Here is a 20,565-nt window from a genome sequence, read left to right on the forward strand (position 1 = left end):
TACAATCCCGCCCAACAAAGCAATCAAAGCGCACCGCAGCGTGCACCATCATTCCCGTTCAATTTCCATTTAAGGAGTCAAACATGAGCATCAATATCGGCATGACCGAAACCCAACGCAAAACCATCGCCGAAGGCCTCACCAAAGTATTGGCCGACAGCTACACCCTCTACCTCAAAACCCACAACTACCACTGGAACGTAGAAGGTCCCCAATTCCGCACCCTGCACCTGATGTTTGAAGAGCAATACACCGAGCTGGCCGCCGCCATCGACGAAATCGCCGAACGCATCCGCGCCCTGGGCTACTACGCCCCCGGCTCCTACAGCGAATACGCCGCGCTCACCAGCATCAAAGAAGCCAAACCCAACACCGACGCCACCACCATGATTCGTGAACTGGTGGACGACCAGGAAACCGTGGTGCGCACCTGCCGCGTTTTGCTGCCCGCCGTGGACGAAGCCAGCGACGAGCCCACCAACGACCTGCTCACCAACCGCATGCAGACCCACGAAAAAGCCGCCTGGATGCTGCGCGCCCTGTTGGAAAAATAAACCCGCTTCCCAAGCACACCACGCCCGTTGCCGCAACGGGCGTTTTTTATCGCCCCTCCCTGCACGCCAAATTTTTCAGGTAGCCTCATGCACAAAAAGAGGCTACCTGAAAACGGTGCAAGCCAAAACTTCAGGCCGCCCTCCCAACGGAAAGCGGCCTGAAACCGATGCCACGGCAATCAATCAAACGTGCACCAACGTGCCCTCATCCTCGCCGCGCACCACGCGTTTGAGCGCGCCTTCTTTGGCAATGCCAAACACCACAATGTTCAGCTTGCGTTCGCGGCACAGCGCCAGCGCGGTGGCGTCCATCACCTTCAGGTTTTTCACAATGGCTTCGTCGAACGTGATGTCTTGATAGCGGGTGGCCGAAGCGTCTTTTTTCGGATCGGCGGTGTACACGCCGTCCACATTGGTGGCCTTGAGCATGATGTCGCAGTTCATTTCCGCGCCGCGCAGGGCTGCGGCGGTGTCGGTGGTGAAGAAGGGGTTGCCGGTGCCGGCGGCGAAAATCACCACTTTGCCCTCTTCCAGATACTGGATGGCTTTGGGGCGGGCGTAGGTTTCGGCAATCTGCTGCATGGAAAGCGCAGACTGCACGCGCGCGGGCTGGCCGAGGCTTTCAAACGCATCTTTCAGCGCCAGCGCGTTCATCACCGTGGCCAGCATGCCCATGTAGTCGGCGGTGGCGCGATCCATGTCGCTGGCCTGCGCCGCCACGCCGCGAAACAGGTTGCCGCCGCCCACTACCACGCCCACTTCCACGCCCATCTGGGCGATTTCCACAATCTGCTTCACGATGCCCATGATGGTGGTGCGGTTGATGCCGAAGGCGTCGTTGCCCATCAGGGCCTCGCCGGAAAGTTTCAATAAAACGCGTTTGTAGCGGATAGTCATGGCGGTCTCTCTTGTTTCTGGTTGGTGAATGCAAACGCCCGGCATTATACGCGCTTTCGGCTGGCTCGGCTGGCAGATTTTTGCGGTTTGTTAACAAAGGCTACCTGAAAATTTTCGGTTTTCAGGTAGCCTCTTTCCCTGCTTAAAAATAGTCTTCTTGGATGAAGTCGTAGCCGTCTTCGATAAGGTGCTGCAAATATTCATCGAAGCTGTCGACAATCACGTAGAGCTCGTCGGGGTCATGCAGATAGCGGACAATCTGCCCTACCTTGCCGGAAGGCGACGGGGTGAAATCGATGAAGAGCTGGGAGGTGCCGCCGTTGTTCATGCAGTCGGAGAAGTGCAGCCAGCGGGCGTTATCGGCATCGCGGGTGAGGCGATCATCCACGGCCACGTCTTCGGCCGGGTAAACGCGGGCGATGTAGTCGGACAGATATTGCTGTGATTTGCTTTCCAGCATCTGCCGGGCGGAGAGCAGATAGTAGGGGTATTCCATCACGTCGGAGCCGAGCAGGAACAGGCTGAAGGTTTGGCCTTGGTATTCGTGCCAGTAGGTGCCGTCGGCGAAGGTGAGCAGCTCGAGCAGGGAGGCGGGCGTGTGCGGATAGGCGGCTTGCAGAGCGGCGGCATCGGCGGGGCTGATGCCTTGTTTCACTTGGGCAAAGCGCGCCCATTCGTCTGCGCCGCCGCGCTGGGCGTAGGCTTGTTGCAGGCCGGCGAGGTAGGTTTGGGTGGTGCTCATGGCGTGTTCCTTTTCATGTTCATTTGTTTGAGGCTACCTGAAAAATGTGGGTGGCAATTTTAACTTCGTTGAAGCCGCGTTTTAGCTTCGTAGAAACTCCGCCTTGCTTCGCAAGACATCGTTTTAGCTTCGCAGAAACTCCGCCTTGCTTCGCAAGACATCGTTTTCAGGTAGCCTGTATCACTCGGCTTCACTCTGCGGGCGCAGCCAAATCGAAATAGCGCAACACGGTATCCGGCAGCCAATCCAAATCGGCGCGGCCGGGGAAGCCGGCGTGGCCGCCGTATTCGGGCTGCAACAGCGTTACCGCTGCCGACACGTCGCCCGCATCCGGCAGGGAATAGGCGGGAATGAAGGGGTCGTTGCGCGCGTTCAGAATCAGCGTGGGCACGGCGATTTGGCGCAGCAGCGGCTTGGCGCTGGCGCGGCGGTAGTAGTCGGCGGCATCGGCAAAACCGTGCAGCGGCGCGGTGAAAGCGTTGTCGAAGTCGGTGAGGTTGGCCGAGGCCTGCACCGCCGCCGCGTCAATCTGTGGGAAACGCGCGGCCGAAGCGGCGGCTTTGGGCAGCAGCGAGCGCAGGAAATACGGCGCATACAGCATTTTGCTCAAGCCCTGCTCCAGCCGCCGTGAAGCCGCGATTAAATCCAACGGCGCGCTCACCACGGCGGCAGCCTGCGGGATGGCGGCGGCGCCCTGCTCGGCCAGGTATTTGGCCAGCGCGTTGCCGCCCAAGGAAATGCCCACGGCATACACGCGGGCATAACGCGCCGCCATCAGCCCGAGCATATGCGCAACTTCGGCCGTGTCGCCGGAATGGTAGAACACGCGGGCGCGGTTTTCCACGCCACCGCAGCTGCGGAAATGCGCCACCACGCCGTGCCAGCCCTGCCTTTGCGCGGCCAGCATCAGGGCGCGGGCGTAGTGGCTTTCGCTGCCGCCTTCCAGCCCGTGAAACAGCATCAGCAAGGGCGCGTCGGCGCGGCTGCCGTCGGCAAAATCGTAGGCCACTTCGGTTTCGCCCCGGCTGTCGGGCAGCAGCTCGCGCCGGTAGGCCGGGCTGCCGATGCGCACGAGCTTGGGCCAGATGCTCTGCATATGCCCGCCGCGCAGCCACACGGGCGGATGATAGGCCGGCAGGCAGTTTGCCAGATTTTGTGTCATGCTTGAATCCATTGAAAATATTTAAGCGGCGGCAGGCAGTTTGCTATCGCCCGCTTGGCAAGGTCAGGCTGCACTATACGCCAAACTGTTTATAAAAAAGCAGATTTTTTTGCTTTGCCCGCCCCGTTTCCCGCAAAACACGACAGCGCCGCCGTGCAATCGGGTAAAAATGGCGCACAAACGTTGTCAAACCGCATACCGATGTAGTAGAGTGCCCACAGCTGCCGCTAAAGGCAGCCGTTTTTCACAGGAGAACCACTATGCAACGCAAACTGACTATTCTGATGCTGGCCTTGCTGCCTATTGCGTCCGCATGGGCGGCCGACAGCGTAAAAATCGCCAACGATTCTTCCGGCCTGCCGCCGGATTTGGTGCAAAACCTGGCGCACACGTCTAAATCCATGGGCGTGAAAGAGCCGATGAACGTGAGCGTCCGCAGCGAAGGCGGCGCGCGCTACGCCGTGGTATCCGGCACTTCCGGCACCACCTGCCGCATCAAACTGTCCAACGGCAACCCGCCCACCATCTTGGGCTTGTCCTGCCGCTAAACTTTCCACCGGATACGCAAACAGCCCGAGCCTTCGGGCTGTTTTTTCATGCGTGCGCAATCCGTTTGCCGGTTTTCAGGTAGCCTCTAGCGCACATTAGGCTACCTGAAAATATTACCCACTGATTTTCATGCAAATTATAGTGGATTAACAAAAATCCGGCCAAGGCGAGGCAACGCAACCCTAGTTTAAGTTAATCCACTATATTTTTCAGGTAGCCTCAAGCACGCCCTAGGCAACCTAAAAGCGTAAACCTCAACGCAGTGAACACCATGCCTTCGCGCAGCCAATTTGAGCTTCGGCGAAGCGGAAACCTATTTCGCCAGCCAAGCGACCGCCCGCGCCATCCGCTGCGCCACCTCGGCCACATGGCCGCCCGGGTTCAGCTCGAAGCGCGTGTTCACGCCGCGCTGCCGCCACAGTTCGGCCGTGGCGCGGATATTGTCTTCCACGCAGGCCAAACGCGGGTTGCGGCTGTTTTTCTCCTTGTCGCCCACCGAAAAATAGGCGCGCTGCGGCGGCGTGCGGAAGGCGTGTTCGGCGGCAAACTCCGGCCAGCCGTCGAACCACAGCGAAGCCGACACCGCCGCCAGACGGGCAAACGCACCGCTGCGGTAGGCCGCATATGCCGCCAGCAGCCCGCCCAGCGAAAAGCCCGCCAGCCCGCGCCATGCGGGCTGTATTGCCAACTCCGCCTCCAACTGCGGCAGCAGCCGTTGTTCCAGCATGGCCAAGTAATCATCCGCCCCGCCGCCGAAATCGGCCGCGCCCTTAAACGCACGCGGTGCCGCCCACGGCGTGAACGCCGCCTCCCAATCCGGTTCGTCCACCGCCGCCAGCCGCAGCGGGATTTCAGGCAGCAGGGCGGCCAGCTCTGCGGTTTCTTTTTGGGACAGGAAGGTCAGCACCAGCGGGCTGTCGGGGCGGCAGTCTGCGGTTTCGGCAAGATAAACGGTTTTGCCGGCGGCTTGTAGGGTGCGGATGGGAAACTGGGTCATGATGTTTGCTCTCTATGTCAAAGAATTTTGAATAAGGGGCTACCTGAAAAACGGCAGCGCATTTTCTGCGAAACCAAAAGCTGCCTAGCCGCCCAAGGCCTGCGCCTGCTGCACCAAATACTGCCGCCCGTCTTGCCGCGCCAAGCGTAAATATTGGGGCAGCAAGGGCGAGCCCATCGCGGCCAAAGCCTGCAACACGGCGATTCTCTGGTATTCCTCGGCATCCCAGCCTTTGGTATGGCGGAAAGTGTCGCGCTGCCAAAACCATTCGGCGTAGCGTTCGGTGTGCGGCGCGTGCAGGCTGCCGGATACCGTCAGGGCACGGCGGCAGGTGTATTCGTCGGGGTCGTTGCAGAAATATTCCGCCCATTGCCATGCGGCGGCACGGTCGGACAGGCGCGGGAGCTGTACAGCCAGCTGCCAGCCCGCATCGTACACGGGCTGCTGCCGATAGGTGTCGCACAGGCGCAGCAGGGCGGGCTCGGGCAGCATTCCCGCAATGTATTCGCTTTCGTTGTCGCGGGCGGTGAGGATAAAGCAGCTGCGCGGCCTGCTCCGGCTGCCATTGGTGCGCGGGAAGCTGCTGCGCGAAATCGAAACACGCCGCCCACACTTCGGGCATGGCGGCATAGTTGCATTCCCATTCGCCGCCGATTTCCTGCTCGGGCAGGCTGCCGAATTCGGCGGTTTTCCAGGCGAGGAAATCGGTGTAAGCGCGGTGCAGTTTTTCGATAATGGGGGATAGGTTCATCATAAATTTACCGTGTGCATTTCAGCCTTACAGATATACTTTTCAGGTAGCCTTTCGCCGATTGCAGGCTACCTGAAACTTAATCTACCAAATCCCTGCACAACCGCACCGCCTCGTCCAGCCGCTCCACGCCGAAGAGTTCGAGCTTGGGGAATTCTTTTTTATTGCGCGGCAGGTTGGCCTTGGGGACGATGGCGCGCTGGAAGCCGAGTTTTTCCGCTTCTTTCAGCCGCTCCTGCCCGCGCGCCACGGGGCGCACTTCGCCGCTCAGGCCGATTTCGCCGAAGGCCACCATTTTTTCGGGCAGCGGCTTGTTGCGGAAGCTGGACACCATCGCCAGAATCACCGCCAAATCCGCCGCTGGCTCGCTGATTTTCACGCCGCCCACGGCGTTGATGAACACGTCTTGGTCGAAGCAGGCGATGCCGGCGTGGCGGTTGAGCACGGCCAGCAGCATGGCCAAGCGGTTTTGCTCCAAGCCCACGGTGAGCCGTTTGGGCGTGAAGCCGTGCGCGTCGTCCACCAAGGCTTGGATTTCCACCAGCAGCGGGCGGCTGCCTTCTTGGGTAACCAGCACGCACGAGCCCGCCACGTCGTCGCGGTAGCTGGCGAGGAAGATGGCGGAGGGGTTGGACACGCCTTTGAGGCCGGTTTCGGTCATGGCGAACACGCCCAGCTCGTTGGCCGCGCCGAAGCGGTTTTTGATGGCGCGTATCATGCGGTAGTTGGAATGCTGGTCGCCCTCGAAATACAGCACGGTGTCCACCATGTGTTCGAGCACGCGCGGGCCGGCAATCGCGCCGTCTTTGGTTACATGGCCGACAAAAATCATGGCGGTGCCCATCTGCTTGGCCATGCGCGTGAACTGCGCGGCGCACTCGCGCACCTGCGACACGGAGCCGGGCGCGGAGATGATTTGGTCGGAATACATGGTTTGAATGGAGTCGATGACCACCACGGCAGGTTGGTGCTGCTTTAAGGCAGCCTGAACGGCTTCCAAACGGATTTCCGCCAACAGATGCACGCCGTCCGCGTTCAGGCCGAGCCGTTGGGCGCGCAGGGCGACCTGTTGGGCGGATTCCTCGCCGGACACATACAGCACGTTGCGCTTTTTCGCCATCAGGGCAATGGTTTGCAAGAGCAGCGTGGATTTGCCGATGCCCGGGTCGCCGCCGAGCAGGATGACCGCGCCGTCCACCAGCCCGCCGCCGAGCACGCGGTCAAGTTCGCCCATGCCAGTGGGCTCGCGCGGCACTTCGGCGGCGGTTACTTTGGACAATTCCTGCACTTGCGAGGTGTCCGCCGCCCACGACTGGAAGCGGGCGTTTTTCGGCTCGGGCGCGGCAATGCCTTCTTGCAGGGTGTTCCATTCGCCGCAGTGCGGGCATTTGCCCTGCCACTTGGGCACGGTGCCGCCGCATTCGGTGCAGGTGTAGAGGGTTTTGGGGGCTTTGGCCATGGGGGTCCTTTGTGGGGTTATTTTTCAGGTAGCCTTTGGCTGGGGAGGGAGACTACCTGGAAGTGGTGTCTTTGTGGAGCAAGGCTGGGTTTCTGCGAAGCTATCGCGGATTAAATTTAAACCGGTACGGCGTTGGCTCGCCTTGCCGTACTGCTTGTACTGTCTGCGGCTCGCCGCCTTGTCCCGATTTAAATTTAATCCACTATAAAACGTAGCGTAACGGAATTTCTGCGAAACGGAAATCGGATTGGGCGTTTCAGGCTGCATCGTCGCGATAGGGGTGTTGCCGCAATATGGCGTCGATTTCGGCTTGGCGGCGAGCGGCGTAATCAGGGTGGATTTTTGCCAAGAGTTTGAGCTGCTTGACAAACAGGATACGGCGGAAATCTTGGTTGGGCTGCCGGTGGTCCAGCTCGTGGCGGCAGGCGGCTTGGTGGGTGATGTCTTGCAGGGGGTAGTAGAGAAAGCGGTGCAGGCTGGTTGAGCGGTCGTCGCGCAGTATTCTGCCACGCTCGGCAATGATGTAGCGGTATGAGCCGTGCGCGGCGGTTTGGCGGTAGGCGATGGTGCAGCCGTCGGGAAAGGCTTCGGTGGTGCTGTCGGCGAAATACAGCCAAGCAAAGCTGTCGTCGGGCAAGCCGGCGCGGCGCACGGCGGCGAGCAGACCGTCGCGCGCTTGGTGGATTTTTTGGCGCAGCGTGGCGAGGGATCTGATGGCATGGTTGGCTCCGTAATGGGGTGGGGGGGGTGCAGACTACCTGAAAATCTGTTTTGCAGAAATTCAGCGTGTAATTGCTCTCGTTGCCGAATTGCGCGGCTGAAGTGAAGCCGTGGCGGGCAAGCTGGTGGGGAAAGGTACGACCGGACTGGTTGAGGCCTTGCCAGATGGTTTTGAGGATGTGGAACATGGCGCTTGTTATATGCCAGATTGGGCTTGCGCCCGATTGTACCGCGTTGCCACGCTGGAATTAAGCCGTTGGCGTTTGGTATGCAGAAGCAGCCGCCCGAAGCCGACAAGTTAGCTTAACTTTGCAGAAACTTTATTTCGGCTGCGGCAAGATTTTGTTTTAACTTCGTTGAAGCTGCGCTTTCAGGTAGCCTTACCCTGAAAGCAAAGCAAATCGGCCGCCCGAAAGCGGCCGACTGACAGGCGGCATTGCACGGATTTGCCAAGCAAACCGTGCGGGCCAAAACCCAAACGGATCAGTTCAGCGTTTTATCCTGCTCGATTTCTTTGCGTTTGCGTTCCAAAATCTTTTCGATTTCTTCTTCGCGGCGCTCGCGTTCCAATTCCTGCTCGATTTTGCGGTTGCGGAAAAAGAAGAAAGCCACCACGCCGCCCAAAATAATTGCCAACCATACTAAAAACATTTCAACCCTTTCTCATTTGCTAAATATTGACTTCCCACGCCCTGCTCTGACGTGGAAACTATTGGCGGCAGCCCGCACAGGCAGGCTACCTGAAAACGAAGCCCCGGCGCCGTTCAAACCCGTGCTTCAAGCCAAACGCCGCCGACGCGGCTTATTTCTTCTTGGCCGGTTTGGCGGGCGCTTGCAGACGTTCTGCAATAAAGCCCTGAATTAAATCGCGCTTTTCCCAGAAGAAAGCTTGCATTTTGCCCAGCGAATAAATTTTGCGCACCATGCCGGGCAGGCCGCCGTGCACGATGGCGGCAATCTCGTTGTTGCTGGCTTCTTCGGCCATGGCCTGCTCCAGCGTGAGTTTTTTCTCGTTGAGGTAATCTTGCAGCTGTTTTCTCACGTAGTTGTTGATTTCAAATTGTTTCAACATGTTATTTCCTTCTGATACCGTTTTCCTAGGATGAGGCATGGCGGCCGCGGCCGCCCGATTCTGGTTTACAAGCAAAATTCCTGCCAAACCGGCCGGCAACGCTCCGGCAACGGCGGGCAGGCGCCCAATCTGCCGCTGCCGAAGTCGCCCACGCGGTGGAAATCGCTGCCGGCGCTGGCGAGAAAACCGTACTGCTCGGCCAGTCGGGCGTAGTTGAGGCGGTCGTTCAGATTGGTGGTGGCGCTGTGCACTTCGATGGCTTGTCCGCCTAGTGCTTTGAATTCGTTAAATAAATTGTGCTGCGCGGTGGCCGACAAACCGTAGCGGATGGGATGAGCAATCACCGCGATGCCGCCTGCGCCGAGCACAGCTGCCACCGCCTCTTCCAGCAATGCCCATTCGTGCTTTACCCAGGCGGGTTTGCCATCGCCCAGGTATTTTTTGAAGGCCTGCTGTTTGTTGCGCACATGCCCTTGCTCGATCAGCCATTGCGCCAAGTGGGTGCGGCTGGCCATTTCGCGGTTGGGCACCAGCGCGAGCGCGCCTTCATAGGCGCCGGCCATGCCTCTGCGCTCGAGTTTTTCGGCCATGCGGGCAAAGCGTTCGAGCCGCCCCTGCCGCACGCGCGCAAGCAGATTTTGCAGCCCGCTGTTGTGCTCGTCGAAATTCAGGCCGACCATGTGGATGGTGCGCTTGCGCCAGCTCACGGAGATTTCCACGCCGCTAATCAGGCGCATGCCCAAGGCGTCTGTTTCCTGCCGCGCTTCGGCCAGGCCGCCGGTATGGTCGTGGTCGGTAAGGGCGAGCAGGGTGCAGCCGTTGGCGTGCGCCAGCCGCACCACTTCACGCGGTGGCAGGGCGCCGTCGGAGATATTGGAGTGGCAGTGTAAATCTATCATTCAATCAGGTAGTTGGCAGCATTAAAGGCTACCTGAAAACGGAAAATCAGTTTTCAGGTAGCCTTTTAATTTACGGAACGAGCTTTTCCAAACCGCCCAAATAGGGGCGCAGGGCGGCGGGGATGTTGATGCTGCCGTCGGCGTTTTGGTGGTTTTCCAGCACGGCCACCAAGGTGCGGCCGACAGCGAGGCCGGAGCCGTTGAGGGTATGCACAAGGCGGTTTTTGCCACTCTCGTCTTTGAAGCGGGCTTTCATGCGACGGGCTTGGAAGTCTTCGCAGTTGGAGCAGCTGGAAATTTCGCGGTAGGTGTTTTGCGCGGGCACCCACACTTCCAGGTCATAGGTTTTGGCAGCGCCGAAGCCCATGTCGCCGGTGCACAGGGTAATGACGCGGTAGGGCAGCTTGAGCAGTTGCAGGATGCGCTCGGCGTGGCCAACCATTTCTTCCAGCGCGGCGTAGGAGGCTTCGGGGTGGACGATTTGCACCATTTCCACTTTGTCGAACTGGTGCTGCCGGATGAGGCCGCGCGTGTCTTTGCCGTGCGAGCCGGCCTCGCTGCGGAAACAGGGCGAATGGGCGGTGAGCTTGATGGGCAGGGCGTCGGCGGGCAGGATGCGCTCGCGCACGGTGTTGGTGAGCGTTACCTCGGCGGTGGGGATGAGATATTGCGTGGTTTTGCTCTCGTCGCCGCCGCGGGTAACGTGGAACAGGTCTTCGCCGAATTTGGGCAGCTGGCCGGTGCCGACCAGGGTACTGTCGCTCACGATATAGGGCGTGTAGCATTCGGTGTAGCCGTGCTGCTGGGTGTGGGTGTCGAGCATGAATTGCGCCAGGGCGCGGTGCAGGCGGGCGGCCGGGCCTTTCATCAGGCTGAAGCGGGCGCCGGAAAGGGCGGCGGCAGTTTCGAAATCGAGGCCGAGTTTTTCGCCTAAATCCACGTGGTCTTTGATTTCGAAATCAAATTGGCGCGGCTCGCCCACGCGGCGCACTTCTACGTTTTCGGTTTCGTCTTTGCCCACGGGCACGCTGTCGTGCGGCAGGTTGGGAATGCCTAGCAGCAGGGCGTCGATTTGCGCTTGCACGGCTTGGTAATCGGTATCGGCTTGTTCTAAATCAGTTTTGATTTGCGCCACTTCGGCCATGGCAGCTTCGGCTTCGGCGTGTTTGCCCTGCCCTTTCAGCGCGCCAATTTGTTTGGACACACTGTTGCGCCGCGACTGCAATTCTTCGGTGCGCATTTGCAGGGCTTTGCGTTGTGTTTCCAAGGCATCAAAGGCGGCGGAATCGAAAACAAATCCGCGCTGAGCCAGTTTGGCGGCTACGGCGGCGGCATCGTGGCGGAGGAGTTGGATGTCTAGCATGGCGTTGCTCCTGTGAAAGTTCGGCGGTTGCCAAAAGGTGGCTTCCCGGGGCGGCTCGGCCGCTTGGGCGGGAATGCAATGATTTCGGCCGTATATTGTAAACGTGGGATAAGGGAAAGGCTACCTGAAAAACGGGATTTTGTTTTTCAGGTAGCCTCAGCTATGCGGCGACAGGGTTTATTTTGCTGCGGCCGAAGCGCTTCCTGAAGCAGCAGAGGCTTCAGCGGCGGCAGATGCCGGCGCTGCCGGGGCGGAAGCGGGCACGGCAGCCGGCTTGTCTGCGCCGTTGGGATGGGATTTGCCCCATACGTAGGCGGTCAGGATGTGGATTTTGTTTTCATCCAAGAAGCCTTCCCAGGCCGGCATTTGGCTGTGGCGGCCGTTGGTGATGGTTTCGATGATGGCTTTTTCGCTGCCGCCCCACAACCAGACTTTGTCGGTCAGGTTCGGACCGGCGCCGGGCACGCCTTGGCCTTTGTCGCCGTGGCAAACGAAGCAGTTGGCGGGCGGGCCGTGGAAAATGGCGTCGCCGCGTTTGGCACGCTCTTCGTCGTGTGCCGCGCCAGACAGAGACAATACATAGTTGGCGGCGTTTTTCACGCCTTCTTCACCCAATGCCGGCCCCCATGCTGCCATCACGCCGATGCGGCCTTTCGCGATGCTCTGGTGGATTTGCTCGGGCGAGCCACCCCACAGCCAGTCGTTGTCGGTGAGGTTGGGGAAGCCGGTTTGGCCTTTCGCGTCGGCCGCGTGGCACTGGATGCAATAGGTGTCAAACAGGTCTTTACCGATGAGCTGCGCCTGAGGATCGGCGGCCACCTGTTCCACACTCATACCGGCAAATTTGGCATATACCGGCGCAAACTGGGCATTAGCCTCTTTTACTTCGGTTTCGTATTGGTTGGTGCTGGTCCAGCCGATGGCGCCTTTGTAGTCGCCCAAGCCGGGATACACATACAAATAGCCGATACCGAACAACCAAATCAGGATATACAGATAAAACCACCAACGCGGCAGCGGGTTGTTGTATTCCTCGATGCCGTCCCAAGCGTGGCCGGTGGTTTTCACGTCTTCGCCTTTGGGCGGTAGTTTAACCTTGTTTTGCGACAAAATCAGCCACAATAGCCCGATAAAGCTGACCACGACAATGACGGCGATATAGTAGTTCCAAAAATTGCTGGTGAAGTGGGATGTATTCATTATTGTGCTCCGTTATCTCTTGAATGCGGCATATCGGGGCTGTCGGCGGAAGATTCGGCAGACACAACGCTGTCTTCATCCTCCACCACGCGCCAACCCTCATCTTGATAGTATTGTTTGGTTTTACGGCTGAACGCGATCAGCACAATCGCCAAGAATACGATACCAACCAAGAAGGGCGACACTTTAGCCCATACGATACCCGCTTCCATCGATTACCCTGCCTTTATTATTGTTTTCCAATATTGTTATTTTTCAGCGCCAAACCCAAGCCTTGCAGGTAGGCGATAACTGCCTCCATCTCGGATTTGCCTTCCACCTCGGCCGGGGCGGCGGCGATTTCCTCATCGGAATAAGGCACGCCTACCGCACGCAAGGCGCGCATATGGCGGGCAACTTCCGCACCGTCCACACGCTTACGCGCCAGCCAGGGGAAAGCCGGCATATTGGATTCAGGCTGTACGGAACGCGGATCCATCAAGTGGCGGCGATGCCACTCGTCGGAATAACGGCCGCCCACACGAGCCAAATCCGGACCGGTGCGTTTGGAACCCCATTGGAAGGGATGGTCGTACACCGATTCTCCGGCCACGGAATAATGGCCATAGCGCTCAGTTTCCGCACGGAACGGACGAATCATCTGCGAGTGGCAGTTGTAGCAGCCTTCGCGAATATAAATATCGCGGCCGGCTACCTGAAGAGCGGTATAGGGCTTCACGCCGGGAATGGGCTCGGTTACCACCGGGCTGAAATACAGCGGCACGACTTCAACCAACAGCCCGATACTCACCAGCAGAAAGGTAAAAACAATCAGGTAGCCTACTTTTTCTTCGGCAAGTTTTTGTAGTTGCATTTTGGTAGCCTGTTCTTTCTTCTGTTATTTTATCGTGTTAATGCTGCTGGCTGTGCGTAAGCGCGGGGATCTCGGCATCCACCGGCTTGCCCGCCGTTGCGGTGCGGTACACGTTGTAGGCCATCAGCAGCATGCCGGACAGATACAGCAAGCCGCCCATCAAACGAATCAGGTAATACTTCATCGTGGCTGCCACGCTGGTAACGAAATCCGGGTTGGCCAAAGTGCCGTTGTCGGTGAGCTGCCCCCACATCAAGCCCTGCATCACGCCGGCAATCCACATGGAAGCGATATAGAGCACGATACCCACGGTGCCAATCCAGAAATGGGCTTCAATCAGCTTGGTGCTGTACATTTCTTTGCGGCCGAACAGGCGCGGAATCAGATAGTAAATCGAACCCATGGTTACGAAACCCACCCAGCCCAAGGCGCCGGCATGCACGTGGCCGACCGTCCAGTCGGTGTAGTGGCTCAAGGCGTTCACGGTTTTGATCGACATCATCGGGCCTTCAAAGGTAGACATGCCGTAGAAAGAGAGGGAAACCACCAGGAATTTCAGGATTGGATCGGTGCGCAGTTTGTCCCACGCGCCGGAGAGGGTCATGATGCCGTTGATCATGCCGCCCCAAGAAGGCACAAACAGAATCAGCGACAACACCATGCCCAGAGATTGAGTCCAGTCGGGCAGAGCGGTGTAGTGCAGATGGTGCGGGCCGGCCCACATATAGGTAAAGATCAGCGCCCAGAAGTGCACCACCGACAAACGATAGGAATACACCGGGCGGCCGGCCTGTTTGGGCACGAAGTAATACATCATGCCCAAGAAGCCTGCGGTCAGGAAAAAGCCCACCGCATTATGGCCATACCACCACTGCACCATCGCATCGATGGCGCCGCCGTAAATCGGATAGGAGGTCATGCGGAACAAGCCCACCGGCACGGCAATATTGTTCACAATATGCAACAGCGCCACTGCCAAAATGAAAGCACCGTAGAACCAGTTGGCCACATAAATATGCTTGATTTTGCGCTTGGCGATGGTGCCGAAGAACACGATGGCATAAGCCACCCACACTACGGCAATTAAAATATCGATCGGCCAGGCCAATTCGGCATATTCCTTGCCCTGGGTGTAGCCCAACGGCAGGGTGATGGCAGCAAGCACAATCACTGCTTGCCAGCCCCAAAAAGTGAAGGCCGGCAACCAGCCGCCGTATAGGCGGGCGTTACAGGTGCGCTGCACCACATAATAAGACGTGGCAATCAAGCCGCAGCCGCCGAACGCAAAAATAATGGCATTGGTGTGCAGCGGGCGCAGACGGCCGAAGTGAAACCACGGGCCGACTTCAGACAAATTCAGCTGGGGGAGATAGAGCTGAGCCGCCACAATCACCCCAACCAGCATCCCAACCACACCCCACACCACCGTCACCACGGCAAACTGCCGCACTACCTTGTAGTTATAGGTTTGTGTTTCCATGAAAAACCTCCATAAAGATGGCTGTACACTTCAATATCGGCTTTGCCGGCAAAGCCTTGCCGCCGTGTCCGATTTATTTTTAATATGAAAAGCAACCGCCGCCGGTCCGTCCAACATAGACTGCGCACAGTTTAAGCGGTATATTTTAAAACAAAACACACACTATAACCACAAAAATACACATCATCTTTTTATTTTTAACACAAGCAGGCTACCTGAAAACCGGCAAACACCGCCTCAGCAAAGCCAAAACCATCCCCTCCTTTCAAATTAAACGAAATCCACCCAAATGCCCCACTACACCATTACTCCCCTACCCCAGCAACACCTCTTCCAAGTCCAACTTCGCTTCAACCATAGCGGCCAAGAGCCCGTCTGCCTCAGCCTGCCCAACTGGATACCCGGCAGCTACATGATCCGCGAGTTCGCCCGCCACATCGTCTGCATAGAAGCCCGCTGCAACGGCCAACCCGCCGAGCTGCAAGCCATCAGCAAAAACAACTGGCAATCCGCCAAAGCCCAGCAAGGCGAATGGCTCGTCGAATACCGCGTATACGCCTTCGACCTCTCCGTGCGCGGCTGCTATATGGACAACCAACGCGCCTTCTTCAACGGCGCCGCCCTCTTTTTTCAGGTAGCCTCAGACAGCCAAGAGCCCCACCAAATCCAGCTCAACTTCCCCCAACACTGGCAAACCGCCACCGCCCTGCCTCACCTCGGCAGCAGCCTCTACCAAGCCCAAAACTACCGCCACCTCATCGACTGCCCGCTCGAAGCCGGCACACTCGAAATCCTCCGTTTCACCGCCGGCGGCATCCCCCACCGCATCGTCCTCAGCGGCCACTACCCCGATTTCGACCGCCCGCGTCTGCTCGCCGACACCCAAGCCATCTGCGCCGCCCAGCTCCAATTCTTCCCTCCCCCGCCCCCTTCGGCACTACACCTTCCTGCTCCACCTCGGCGACCACGTTTACGGCGGCCTCGAACACAGCAACTCCACCGCCCTGCTCGCCGACCGCAACTGGCTACCTGAAAAAAACCGCCCCGAAGCCTCCGACAACTACAGCCAACTGCTCGGCCTCATTTCCCACGAATACTTCCACACCTGGAACGTCAAATCCATCCAGCCCGCCGCCCTCGCCCAATCCGACCTCAACCAAGAAGCCTACACCCGCCTCCTCTGGGCATTCGAAGGCATCACCTCCTACTACGACGACCTCTTCCTCGTGCGTAGCGGCAGCATTTCCCCCACCGCCTACCTCACACAACTCGCCCACACCCTCACCCGCGTGCGCCGCAACCCCGGCCGCCGCCAGCAAACCCTCGCCCAATCCAGCTTCCACGCCTGGGACAAATACTACAAACAAAACGAAAACAGCCCCAACGCCATCACCAGCTACTACCAGCAAGGCGCCCTCGCCGCCCTCTGCCTCGACCTCACCCTCCGCCAGCACAGCCCCCACAGCCTCGACACCCTCATGCAAGCCCTCTACCAAGACTGGCTCACCCGCAAAACACCCCTCACCGAAACCGAATGGGAAGAATTCGCCCAACGCACCACCGGCCTAGACCTGAGCGAACTATTCGACCACCTCATCCGCAGCACCCGCGACCTCCCCCTAGAAAGCTGCCTCGCCGCCGCCGGCATCCACCTGCACTGGCTGCCCCTCCCGCCCACGCACAACGGCGGCTGCGGCAGCCCGCCCCACATCAGCCCCGCCAACGACTTCGGCGCCCGCTTCCAGCAAAGCAGCAGCGACATCACCCTCAGCCACGTCCTTACCGGCGGCAGCGCCGAACAAGCCGGCCTCGCCCCCGGCGACCGCATCGTCGCCCTCAACCGCTACAGCACCGCCGATTTCGCCCAACAATGGCAGCAACAAACCCCCGGTAGCCAAGTCGAGCTGCACTACTTCCGGCACGGCGTCCTCCACCGCACCCAGGCCACCGTACAAACCGCCCGCCCTGACACCGCCTGGCTCACCATCGAAAACCCCGCCGCACTCGACGACTGGCTGCAAGCCCCGCAACCATTTTCAGGTAGCCTCAAAACCCCTTAAATAACAACACACAACACAAAGCCCAAGCAAAACAAACAACACAATCCGCAGCCGGATTCCGCCGAATTTCCCACATATCGCAGCATTCACTTGATTTCTAAAACTTAATTAGCGATAATCCGCAACCTACGCAATTTTAAGAGGTAACACCGATGACACTCACCAAAGCAGAACTGGCCGATATCCTGGTCGAAAAAGTCAGCAACATCAGCAAGAACGACGCCAAAGAGCTCGTTGAACTGTTTTTCGAAGAAATCCGCGCCACCCTAGAGCGCGGCGAAGAAATCAAAATCTCCGGCTTCGGCAACTTCCAACTGCGCGACAAACCCCAGCGCCCCGGCCGCAACCCCAAAACCGGCAAAGAAGTGCCCATCACCGCCCGCCGCGTCGTTACCTTCCACGCCAGCCAAAAACTCAAAGGCATGGTAGAACACAACTATGGCAAACAAAGCTAAACACCCCCTGCCGCCCATTCCCGCCAAACGCTACTTCGATTTGGAAGAACTGTGCTACCTGGCCGACATCCAGCCCGAACAGTTCTACCAATGGCAGCAGGATAACGGCATCGTAATCGGCCGCGGCGGCAACCAATACACCCGGCAAGACGTAGTCAAACTGCGGCAGCTCAGCGGCAGCTTCCCCGCCTACGTCGACCGCTTCAACCTCAACGGCCGCGACAAACTCGGCCGCAACGCCGCCACGGCAGACGAAGTAAAAGCCGATTTGCAAAACATTTTAGGAAAAATCGAAGCAGTTCTTGCCAAACCGCAAAAAACAGCTTAAAATTCGCGCTTCCTTTCAAGAGTCGGAGTGTGGCGCAGTCTGGTAGCGCACTTGCATGGGGTGCAAGGGGTCGAAGGTTCGAATCCTTTCACTCCGACCAAAACGATACATAAAAACAGTCAGTTATACTGGCTGTTTTTTCTTTGTCCGTCTTGGTTTGCTACTGGTGTCAAATTGGTGCCAAAACGTGAGGCGTTATCTGCAAATTCTTTCAGGTGTTCCACGTTGAGATGGGCGTACTTTTGCACCATCTCCATGCTTGACCAGCTACCCAGTTCCTTCAGTTGGTAGATGGGCGTCCCGGAAATCTGCCCATGTGTGGCGACAGTCGTGAAACCTGAAATCCGATAAGCCCGCCCGGTCTCGTGCTTTGCGCCATGCTGCTTGGTTGGCTCGCTTAATGGGTTTGCCTCGAAAGATAAAGACAAACTCAGGATGCTTCCCCATCTGTGAACGCAGCGTATCCATCGCTTCATGGTTCAGCGGCACACCGATGGGGCGTCCGGCTTTGGTGCTGTCGGCGAATATCCAGGCAGTCTGCCGGTGCAGGTCGATTTGCGACCATTTCATCTGCGTGATATTGCTCATACGCAGTCCGGTAGCGAGTGCGAAGCGGACAATCGGAATCAGGTGTTCCGGCAGTTCGGCAAACAGTCTTTCTTTCTCGTCCGAGGTCAGCCAGCGTTCCCGCCGCTTGGGTTCTTCCAACAGCGTGAACTTGGGTACCCTGTCTAACCAGCCCCAATCATAGGCTGCCCGCAACACGATACGGATTTGTTGCAGGTAGGCATTCACGGTACGGGGTTTGACCTGCTCCGCCATCTTGGCGTCCCGCACCTGTCGCAATACTTCGCGGTCAATCTGCGAGATGTTCAGATGCCCTAAGTGGTTATCCAACCAGCGAAGAAACAGCAAGGTGTTGTAATCTTGCTGTTTCTTCGGGTTTTCTTTTAACCACTCAACCACGGTTTCCTGCCACGAGTGCTCCGGCTTGCTGCCTAAACGCTGTACTTCAAACAAGCTGTTGTAGTGTTTGGCGGCTAATTCCTTTGCTTGCTGCTCGTCGTCAGTTTGAGCATGGCGGCGTATTCGCTGTCCGTTTGGCGCGGTGAACGAATAGTACCAACCTCTCCTCTCTTTCCTTTTGTACACCTTGATGATGTTTTTGCTGGACATGAGAAACTCCTTTCATGTGCAGCCTCTTGCAAGGCTGCATTGTTATCCGATTTGATGTAGGCGTCCAGTTCGTCGGCGAAGAAGTACCACTTCCCGTTCTTCTTGTATGCCGGGATTTCTTTGGTTCTCGCCTTCAGCCGCACGGTTTCGGGATGCAGAAACAATCTCTCGGCTGCTTGTTCTACGTTGAGCATTTTGAATCTCCAAACTAAAGCCGCATTACGCGGCGGGGTTTGTGGATTGAGAGGCGCGGGCTTGCCAGCCTTCCCACTTGTACTGTGTACCTAGGCGGCTGTATTCGTCGCCCACCCACTCCGTTTGAGGATTGGTTGGATAGAGCTCAGCCATCCACGCCTCAAATGCTTTGCGCTCTTGTTCGATTCTTTCGGGTGTCATCACGCATCCTCCTCTTTCACGAATACGCCGTCTTTCATCACGCCGCGCCGGTCTTTGATTTCGTCATAGGCTTGGGCGATGCAGTCCTCAATTTTCAGGCCGTTCTGGGCGGCAAGGATGGTGAGCACCACCGCGCAATCGCCGATGCTGTCGGCTATCTTGCCTCTTGCCCTGCCACGGGATATATCGGATGCCAGCTCGCCGGCCTCCTCTGTGAGCTTGGCAAGCTGGCGGAAGCTGTCGCTGCCGTCGATAAGGTTGCGGGCTTCTGCCCAGTCGCGGATTTGGGTAAATACTTGGGTCATGGTTTACTCCTTGGTTATTTAATGCGCAGGCTTTCGCTGCTCTCGAGTTTGACGCCGGGGATTTCTTTGCCGCTTTTGATGGCTTCTTTGAGGACGCTCTTACTGATTTCCTTCTTCGCCACCCAATATTCTTCCGGTATCTGCTTTTCATCATAGACGGTAACGGCGGGCGGGTTCTTTTGGAACTTGGAGGTAAAGGTGCCGTCGTCGGCTTTGATTTCGCGGATGCCGCTGCGCTTCATGTTGGCGGCGAGGTAGCTTTTGAGCCGGCCCTGGCGGTTTTGCAGGACTTTCTTTTTCTCCTGCATGGATTTGATGTGCTGGTCGAGCAGGCTGATTTGGGCTTCTTGGTTGAGCCAGTAGGCGGTAACGGCTTGGGCTTTGACTTCGAATTGTCCGATAACGGCTTCTAGGGTGTCGGCGGCTTCGGTTTCGTTGTCGAAGTGGGTATCGAGGACGGCGCGGATGTCGTCGGCGCATTGGTATAGGGTTACTTGCATGGGGTTCTCCAAGTAAAAAGCCCCGTTGGATACGGGGCGGTTTCAGGTAGCCTAGAAAGGCAAGTCGTCGTCTATATCATCCTGCGGCTGGGTGGGGTAGGCTTGACCGAAGGGCTGGGGTTTTGGCTGCGCCGGTTACTGGCAACAAATTCCCTCAACTCGCCCTGGGTCATATAGCGCTTATGGTTGCTATAAAAATCCCGGTTAGCCTGCATGATGTTGTCCATCAGCCAGCCGCGTTTTTGCAAATCTTCTGCTGAAGCATTGATGCCAGTCTTGATATTAAGTTGCCGAGATACCCAGTTCAGCACCTCCGCTTCCACCTTCGGCGCAGATCCGTCGCCATCCCGCTCTTGCCGGCGTTTGCGTTCCAGTAAGTTGTTAGCCTTATCCAAACCGATTACCGGCGACAGGTTCATGATTTGATCTTCACTCATATCCATCAGCTTTTCAGGGTGATAAAGGAAGTCGTAGTAAATCGGGCGCGAGCGGTATTCCATGCGGGATTGTTCGCCCTGTTCCAAGCGGAACTGATACTCGCGCATCGCCTGCATTCCAGACGGGCCGATGGCCTGTTGTATCGCTGCCGGCAGTCGGTCGGGCGAGCCGCCGGAAGCGATAAAGTCTTGCCCCATACGGATGCTGTT

Annotated in this window: 23 protein-coding genes, 1 tRNA gene and 4 pseudogenes; 6 read left to right on the plus strand and 22 right to left on the minus strand. The window is 57.9% G+C overall.

Annotation, left to right across the window (positions count from 1 at the left end; genetic code table 11):
• The first annotated feature begins 83 nt into the window (after window positions 1-83).
• A complete protein-coding gene (locus LG371_RS08390; protein ID WP_225748251.1) occupies window positions 84-554 on the plus strand; it encodes a Dps family protein in 471 nt (156 codons plus the stop codon).
• 183 nt (window positions 555-737) lie between these two features.
• Here the strand turns inward: LG371_RS08390 and pyrH are convergent, their stop codons facing one another.
• The 3 genes from pyrH to LG371_RS08405 all read right to left on the minus strand — a co-directional run bounded on the left by pyrH (window position 738) and on the right by LG371_RS08405 (window position 3,355).
• Window positions 738-1,451, minus strand: a complete 714-nt coding sequence (pyrH, locus tag LG371_RS08395) for a UMP kinase (protein WP_067594262.1) — start codon at window positions 1,449-1,451, stop codon at window positions 738-740.
• Between the two features lie 142 nt (window positions 1,452-1,593).
• A complete protein-coding gene (locus LG371_RS08400) occupies window positions 1,594-2,193 on the minus strand; it encodes an SMI1/KNR4 family protein (protein WP_067594264.1) in 600 nt (199 codons plus the stop codon).
• A gap of 190 nt (window positions 2,194-2,383) precedes the next feature.
• Complete coding sequence (locus LG371_RS08405; RefSeq protein ID WP_067594265.1) at window positions 2,384-3,355, minus strand: YheT family hydrolase; 972 nt, start codon at window positions 3,353-3,355, stop codon at window positions 2,384-2,386.
• A 260-nt stretch (window positions 3,356-3,615) separates the two neighbouring features.
• Between LG371_RS08405 and LG371_RS08410 the strand changes: the two genes are divergently transcribed.
• The gene (locus LG371_RS08410; RefSeq protein ID WP_067594266.1) at window positions 3,616-3,903 is read left to right on the plus strand and encodes a hypothetical protein; all 288 of its coding nucleotides are present in this window, start codon (window positions 3,616-3,618) and stop codon (window positions 3,901-3,903) included.
• Window positions 3,904-4,217: 314 nt separating this feature from the next.
• Here LG371_RS08410 and LG371_RS08415 read toward each other — a convergent pair whose 3' ends face one another.
• The 13 genes and pseudogenes from LG371_RS08415 to ccoN form a co-directional block, all read right to left on the minus strand.
• Window positions 4,218-4,901: an alpha/beta hydrolase gene (locus LG371_RS08415; RefSeq protein ID WP_067594267.1), complete on the minus strand. Its 684-nt coding sequence runs from the start codon at window positions 4,899-4,901 to the stop codon at window positions 4,218-4,220.
• Window positions 4,902-4,985: 84 nt separating this feature from the next.
• Window positions 4,986-5,531: a hypothetical protein gene (locus LG371_RS08420; RefSeq protein ID WP_225748252.1), complete on the minus strand. Its 546-nt coding sequence runs from the start codon at window positions 5,529-5,531 to the stop codon at window positions 4,986-4,988.
• Window positions 5,532-5,731: 200 nt separating this feature from the next.
• Window positions 5,732-7,111, minus strand: coding sequence for a DNA repair protein RadA (radA, locus tag LG371_RS08425; protein WP_225748253.1), 1,380 nt, complete (start codon window positions 7,109-7,111; stop codon window positions 5,732-5,734).
• A gap of 106 nt (window positions 7,112-7,217) precedes the next feature.
• Window positions 7,218-7,324: pseudogene (locus LG371_RS08430) on the minus strand (IS5/IS1182 family transposase); the annotation flags it as partial.
• Window positions 7,325-7,367: 43 nt separating this feature from the next.
• Window positions 7,368-7,763, minus strand: coding sequence for an Imm63 family immunity protein (locus tag LG371_RS08435; RefSeq protein WP_225748254.1), 396 nt, complete (start codon window positions 7,761-7,763; stop codon window positions 7,368-7,370).
• Between the two features lie 551 nt (window positions 7,764-8,314).
• On the minus strand, window positions 8,315-8,482 hold the full coding sequence (locus LG371_RS08440; RefSeq protein WP_156503567.1) for a hypothetical protein: 168 nt from the start codon (window positions 8,480-8,482) through the stop codon (window positions 8,315-8,317).
• 151 nt (window positions 8,483-8,633) lie between these two features.
• Complete coding sequence (locus LG371_RS08445; protein WP_067594271.1) at window positions 8,634-8,903, minus strand: hypothetical protein; 270 nt, start codon at window positions 8,901-8,903, stop codon at window positions 8,634-8,636.
• Between the two features lie 65 nt (window positions 8,904-8,968).
• Entirely contained in the window at window positions 8,969-9,802 is an 834-nt protein-coding gene (locus tag LG371_RS08450; protein WP_067594273.1) for a PHP domain-containing protein, read from the minus strand.
• 70 nt (window positions 9,803-9,872) lie between these two features.
• Window positions 9,873-11,165 (minus strand): serine--tRNA ligase, encoded by a 1,293-nt coding sequence (gene serS, locus LG371_RS08455; protein WP_067594275.1) that lies wholly within the window; start codon window positions 11,163-11,165, stop codon window positions 9,873-9,875.
• 183 nt (window positions 11,166-11,348) lie between these two features.
• A pseudogene (gene ccoP, locus LG371_RS08460) lies at window positions 11,349-12,365 on the minus strand (cytochrome-c oxidase, cbb3-type subunit III); the annotation flags it as partial.
• Complete coding sequence (locus tag LG371_RS08465; RefSeq protein ID WP_067594279.1) at window positions 12,365-12,577, minus strand: hypothetical protein; 213 nt, start codon at window positions 12,575-12,577, stop codon at window positions 12,365-12,367. The pseudogene ccoP and the gene LG371_RS08465, both read right to left, overlap by 1 nt.
• Window positions 12,578-12,594: 17 nt before the next feature.
• On the minus strand, window positions 12,595-13,218 hold the full coding sequence (gene ccoO / locus LG371_RS08470; protein ID WP_225748255.1) for a cytochrome-c oxidase, cbb3-type subunit II: 624 nt from the start codon (window positions 13,216-13,218) through the stop codon (window positions 12,595-12,597).
• Window positions 13,219-13,255: 37 nt separating this feature from the next.
• Window positions 13,256-14,698, minus strand: a complete 1,443-nt coding sequence (ccoN, locus tag LG371_RS08475) for a cytochrome-c oxidase, cbb3-type subunit I (protein WP_067594283.1) — start codon at window positions 14,696-14,698, stop codon at window positions 13,256-13,258.
• A 289-nt stretch (window positions 14,699-14,987) separates the two neighbouring features.
• On the opposite strand from ccoN, the pseudogene LG371_RS08480 reads away from it, so the two are divergent.
• The 4 genes and pseudogenes from LG371_RS08480 to LG371_RS08495 all read left to right on the plus strand — a co-directional run bounded on the left by LG371_RS08480 (window position 14,988) and on the right by LG371_RS08495 (window position 17,641).
• Window positions 14,988-16,758: pseudogene (locus LG371_RS08480) on the plus strand (M61 family metallopeptidase).
• Between the two features lie 152 nt (window positions 16,759-16,910).
• On the plus strand, window positions 16,911-17,213 hold the full coding sequence (locus LG371_RS08485; RefSeq protein ID WP_067594286.1) for an integration host factor subunit alpha: 303 nt from the start codon (window positions 16,911-16,913) through the stop codon (window positions 17,211-17,213).
• A complete protein-coding gene (locus LG371_RS08490; RefSeq protein ID WP_067594290.1) occupies window positions 17,197-17,541 on the plus strand; it encodes a hypothetical protein in 345 nt (114 codons plus the stop codon). The genes LG371_RS08485 and LG371_RS08490 overlap by 17 nt, the downstream gene beginning before the upstream one ends.
• Before the next feature lie 23 nt (window positions 17,542-17,564).
• A tRNA-Pro gene (locus LG371_RS08495) sits at window positions 17,565-17,641 on the plus strand.
• A gap of 167 nt (window positions 17,642-17,808) precedes the next feature.
• Here LG371_RS08495 and LG371_RS08500 read toward each other — a convergent pair.
• The 6 genes and pseudogenes from LG371_RS08500 to LG371_RS08525 form a co-directional block, all read right to left on the minus strand.
• Window positions 17,809-18,717, minus strand: a complete 909-nt coding sequence (locus tag LG371_RS08500; RefSeq protein ID WP_225748256.1) for a site-specific integrase — start codon at window positions 18,715-18,717, stop codon at window positions 17,809-17,811.
• A 59-nt stretch (window positions 18,718-18,776) separates the two neighbouring features.
• Window positions 18,777-18,911 (minus strand): annotated as a pseudogene (locus LG371_RS12425) (helix-turn-helix domain-containing protein); the annotation flags it as partial.
• A 25-nt stretch (window positions 18,912-18,936) separates the two neighbouring features.
• Window positions 18,937-19,113, minus strand: coding sequence for a hypothetical protein (locus tag LG371_RS08510; protein ID WP_225748257.1), 177 nt, complete (start codon window positions 19,111-19,113; stop codon window positions 18,937-18,939).
• Complete coding sequence (locus LG371_RS08515; protein WP_225748258.1) at window positions 19,113-19,418, minus strand: MazG-like family protein; 306 nt, start codon at window positions 19,416-19,418, stop codon at window positions 19,113-19,115. The genes LG371_RS08510 and LG371_RS08515 overlap by 1 nt, the downstream gene beginning before the upstream one ends.
• Before the next feature lie 14 nt (window positions 19,419-19,432).
• A complete protein-coding gene (locus LG371_RS08520; RefSeq protein WP_225748259.1) occupies window positions 19,433-19,918 on the minus strand; it encodes a siphovirus Gp157 family protein in 486 nt (161 codons plus the stop codon).
• A gap of 71 nt (window positions 19,919-19,989) precedes the next feature.
• The gene (locus LG371_RS08525) at window positions 19,990-20,553 is read right to left on the minus strand and encodes a hypothetical protein (RefSeq protein WP_225748260.1); all 564 of its coding nucleotides are present in this window, start codon (window positions 20,551-20,553) and stop codon (window positions 19,990-19,992) included.
• Window positions 20,554-20,565: the final 12 nt, after the last annotated feature.

Source organism: Eikenella sp. Marseille-P7795 (assembly GCF_916618725.1).
GTDB lineage: Bacteria > Pseudomonadota > Gammaproteobacteria > Burkholderiales > Neisseriaceae > Eikenella > Eikenella longinqua.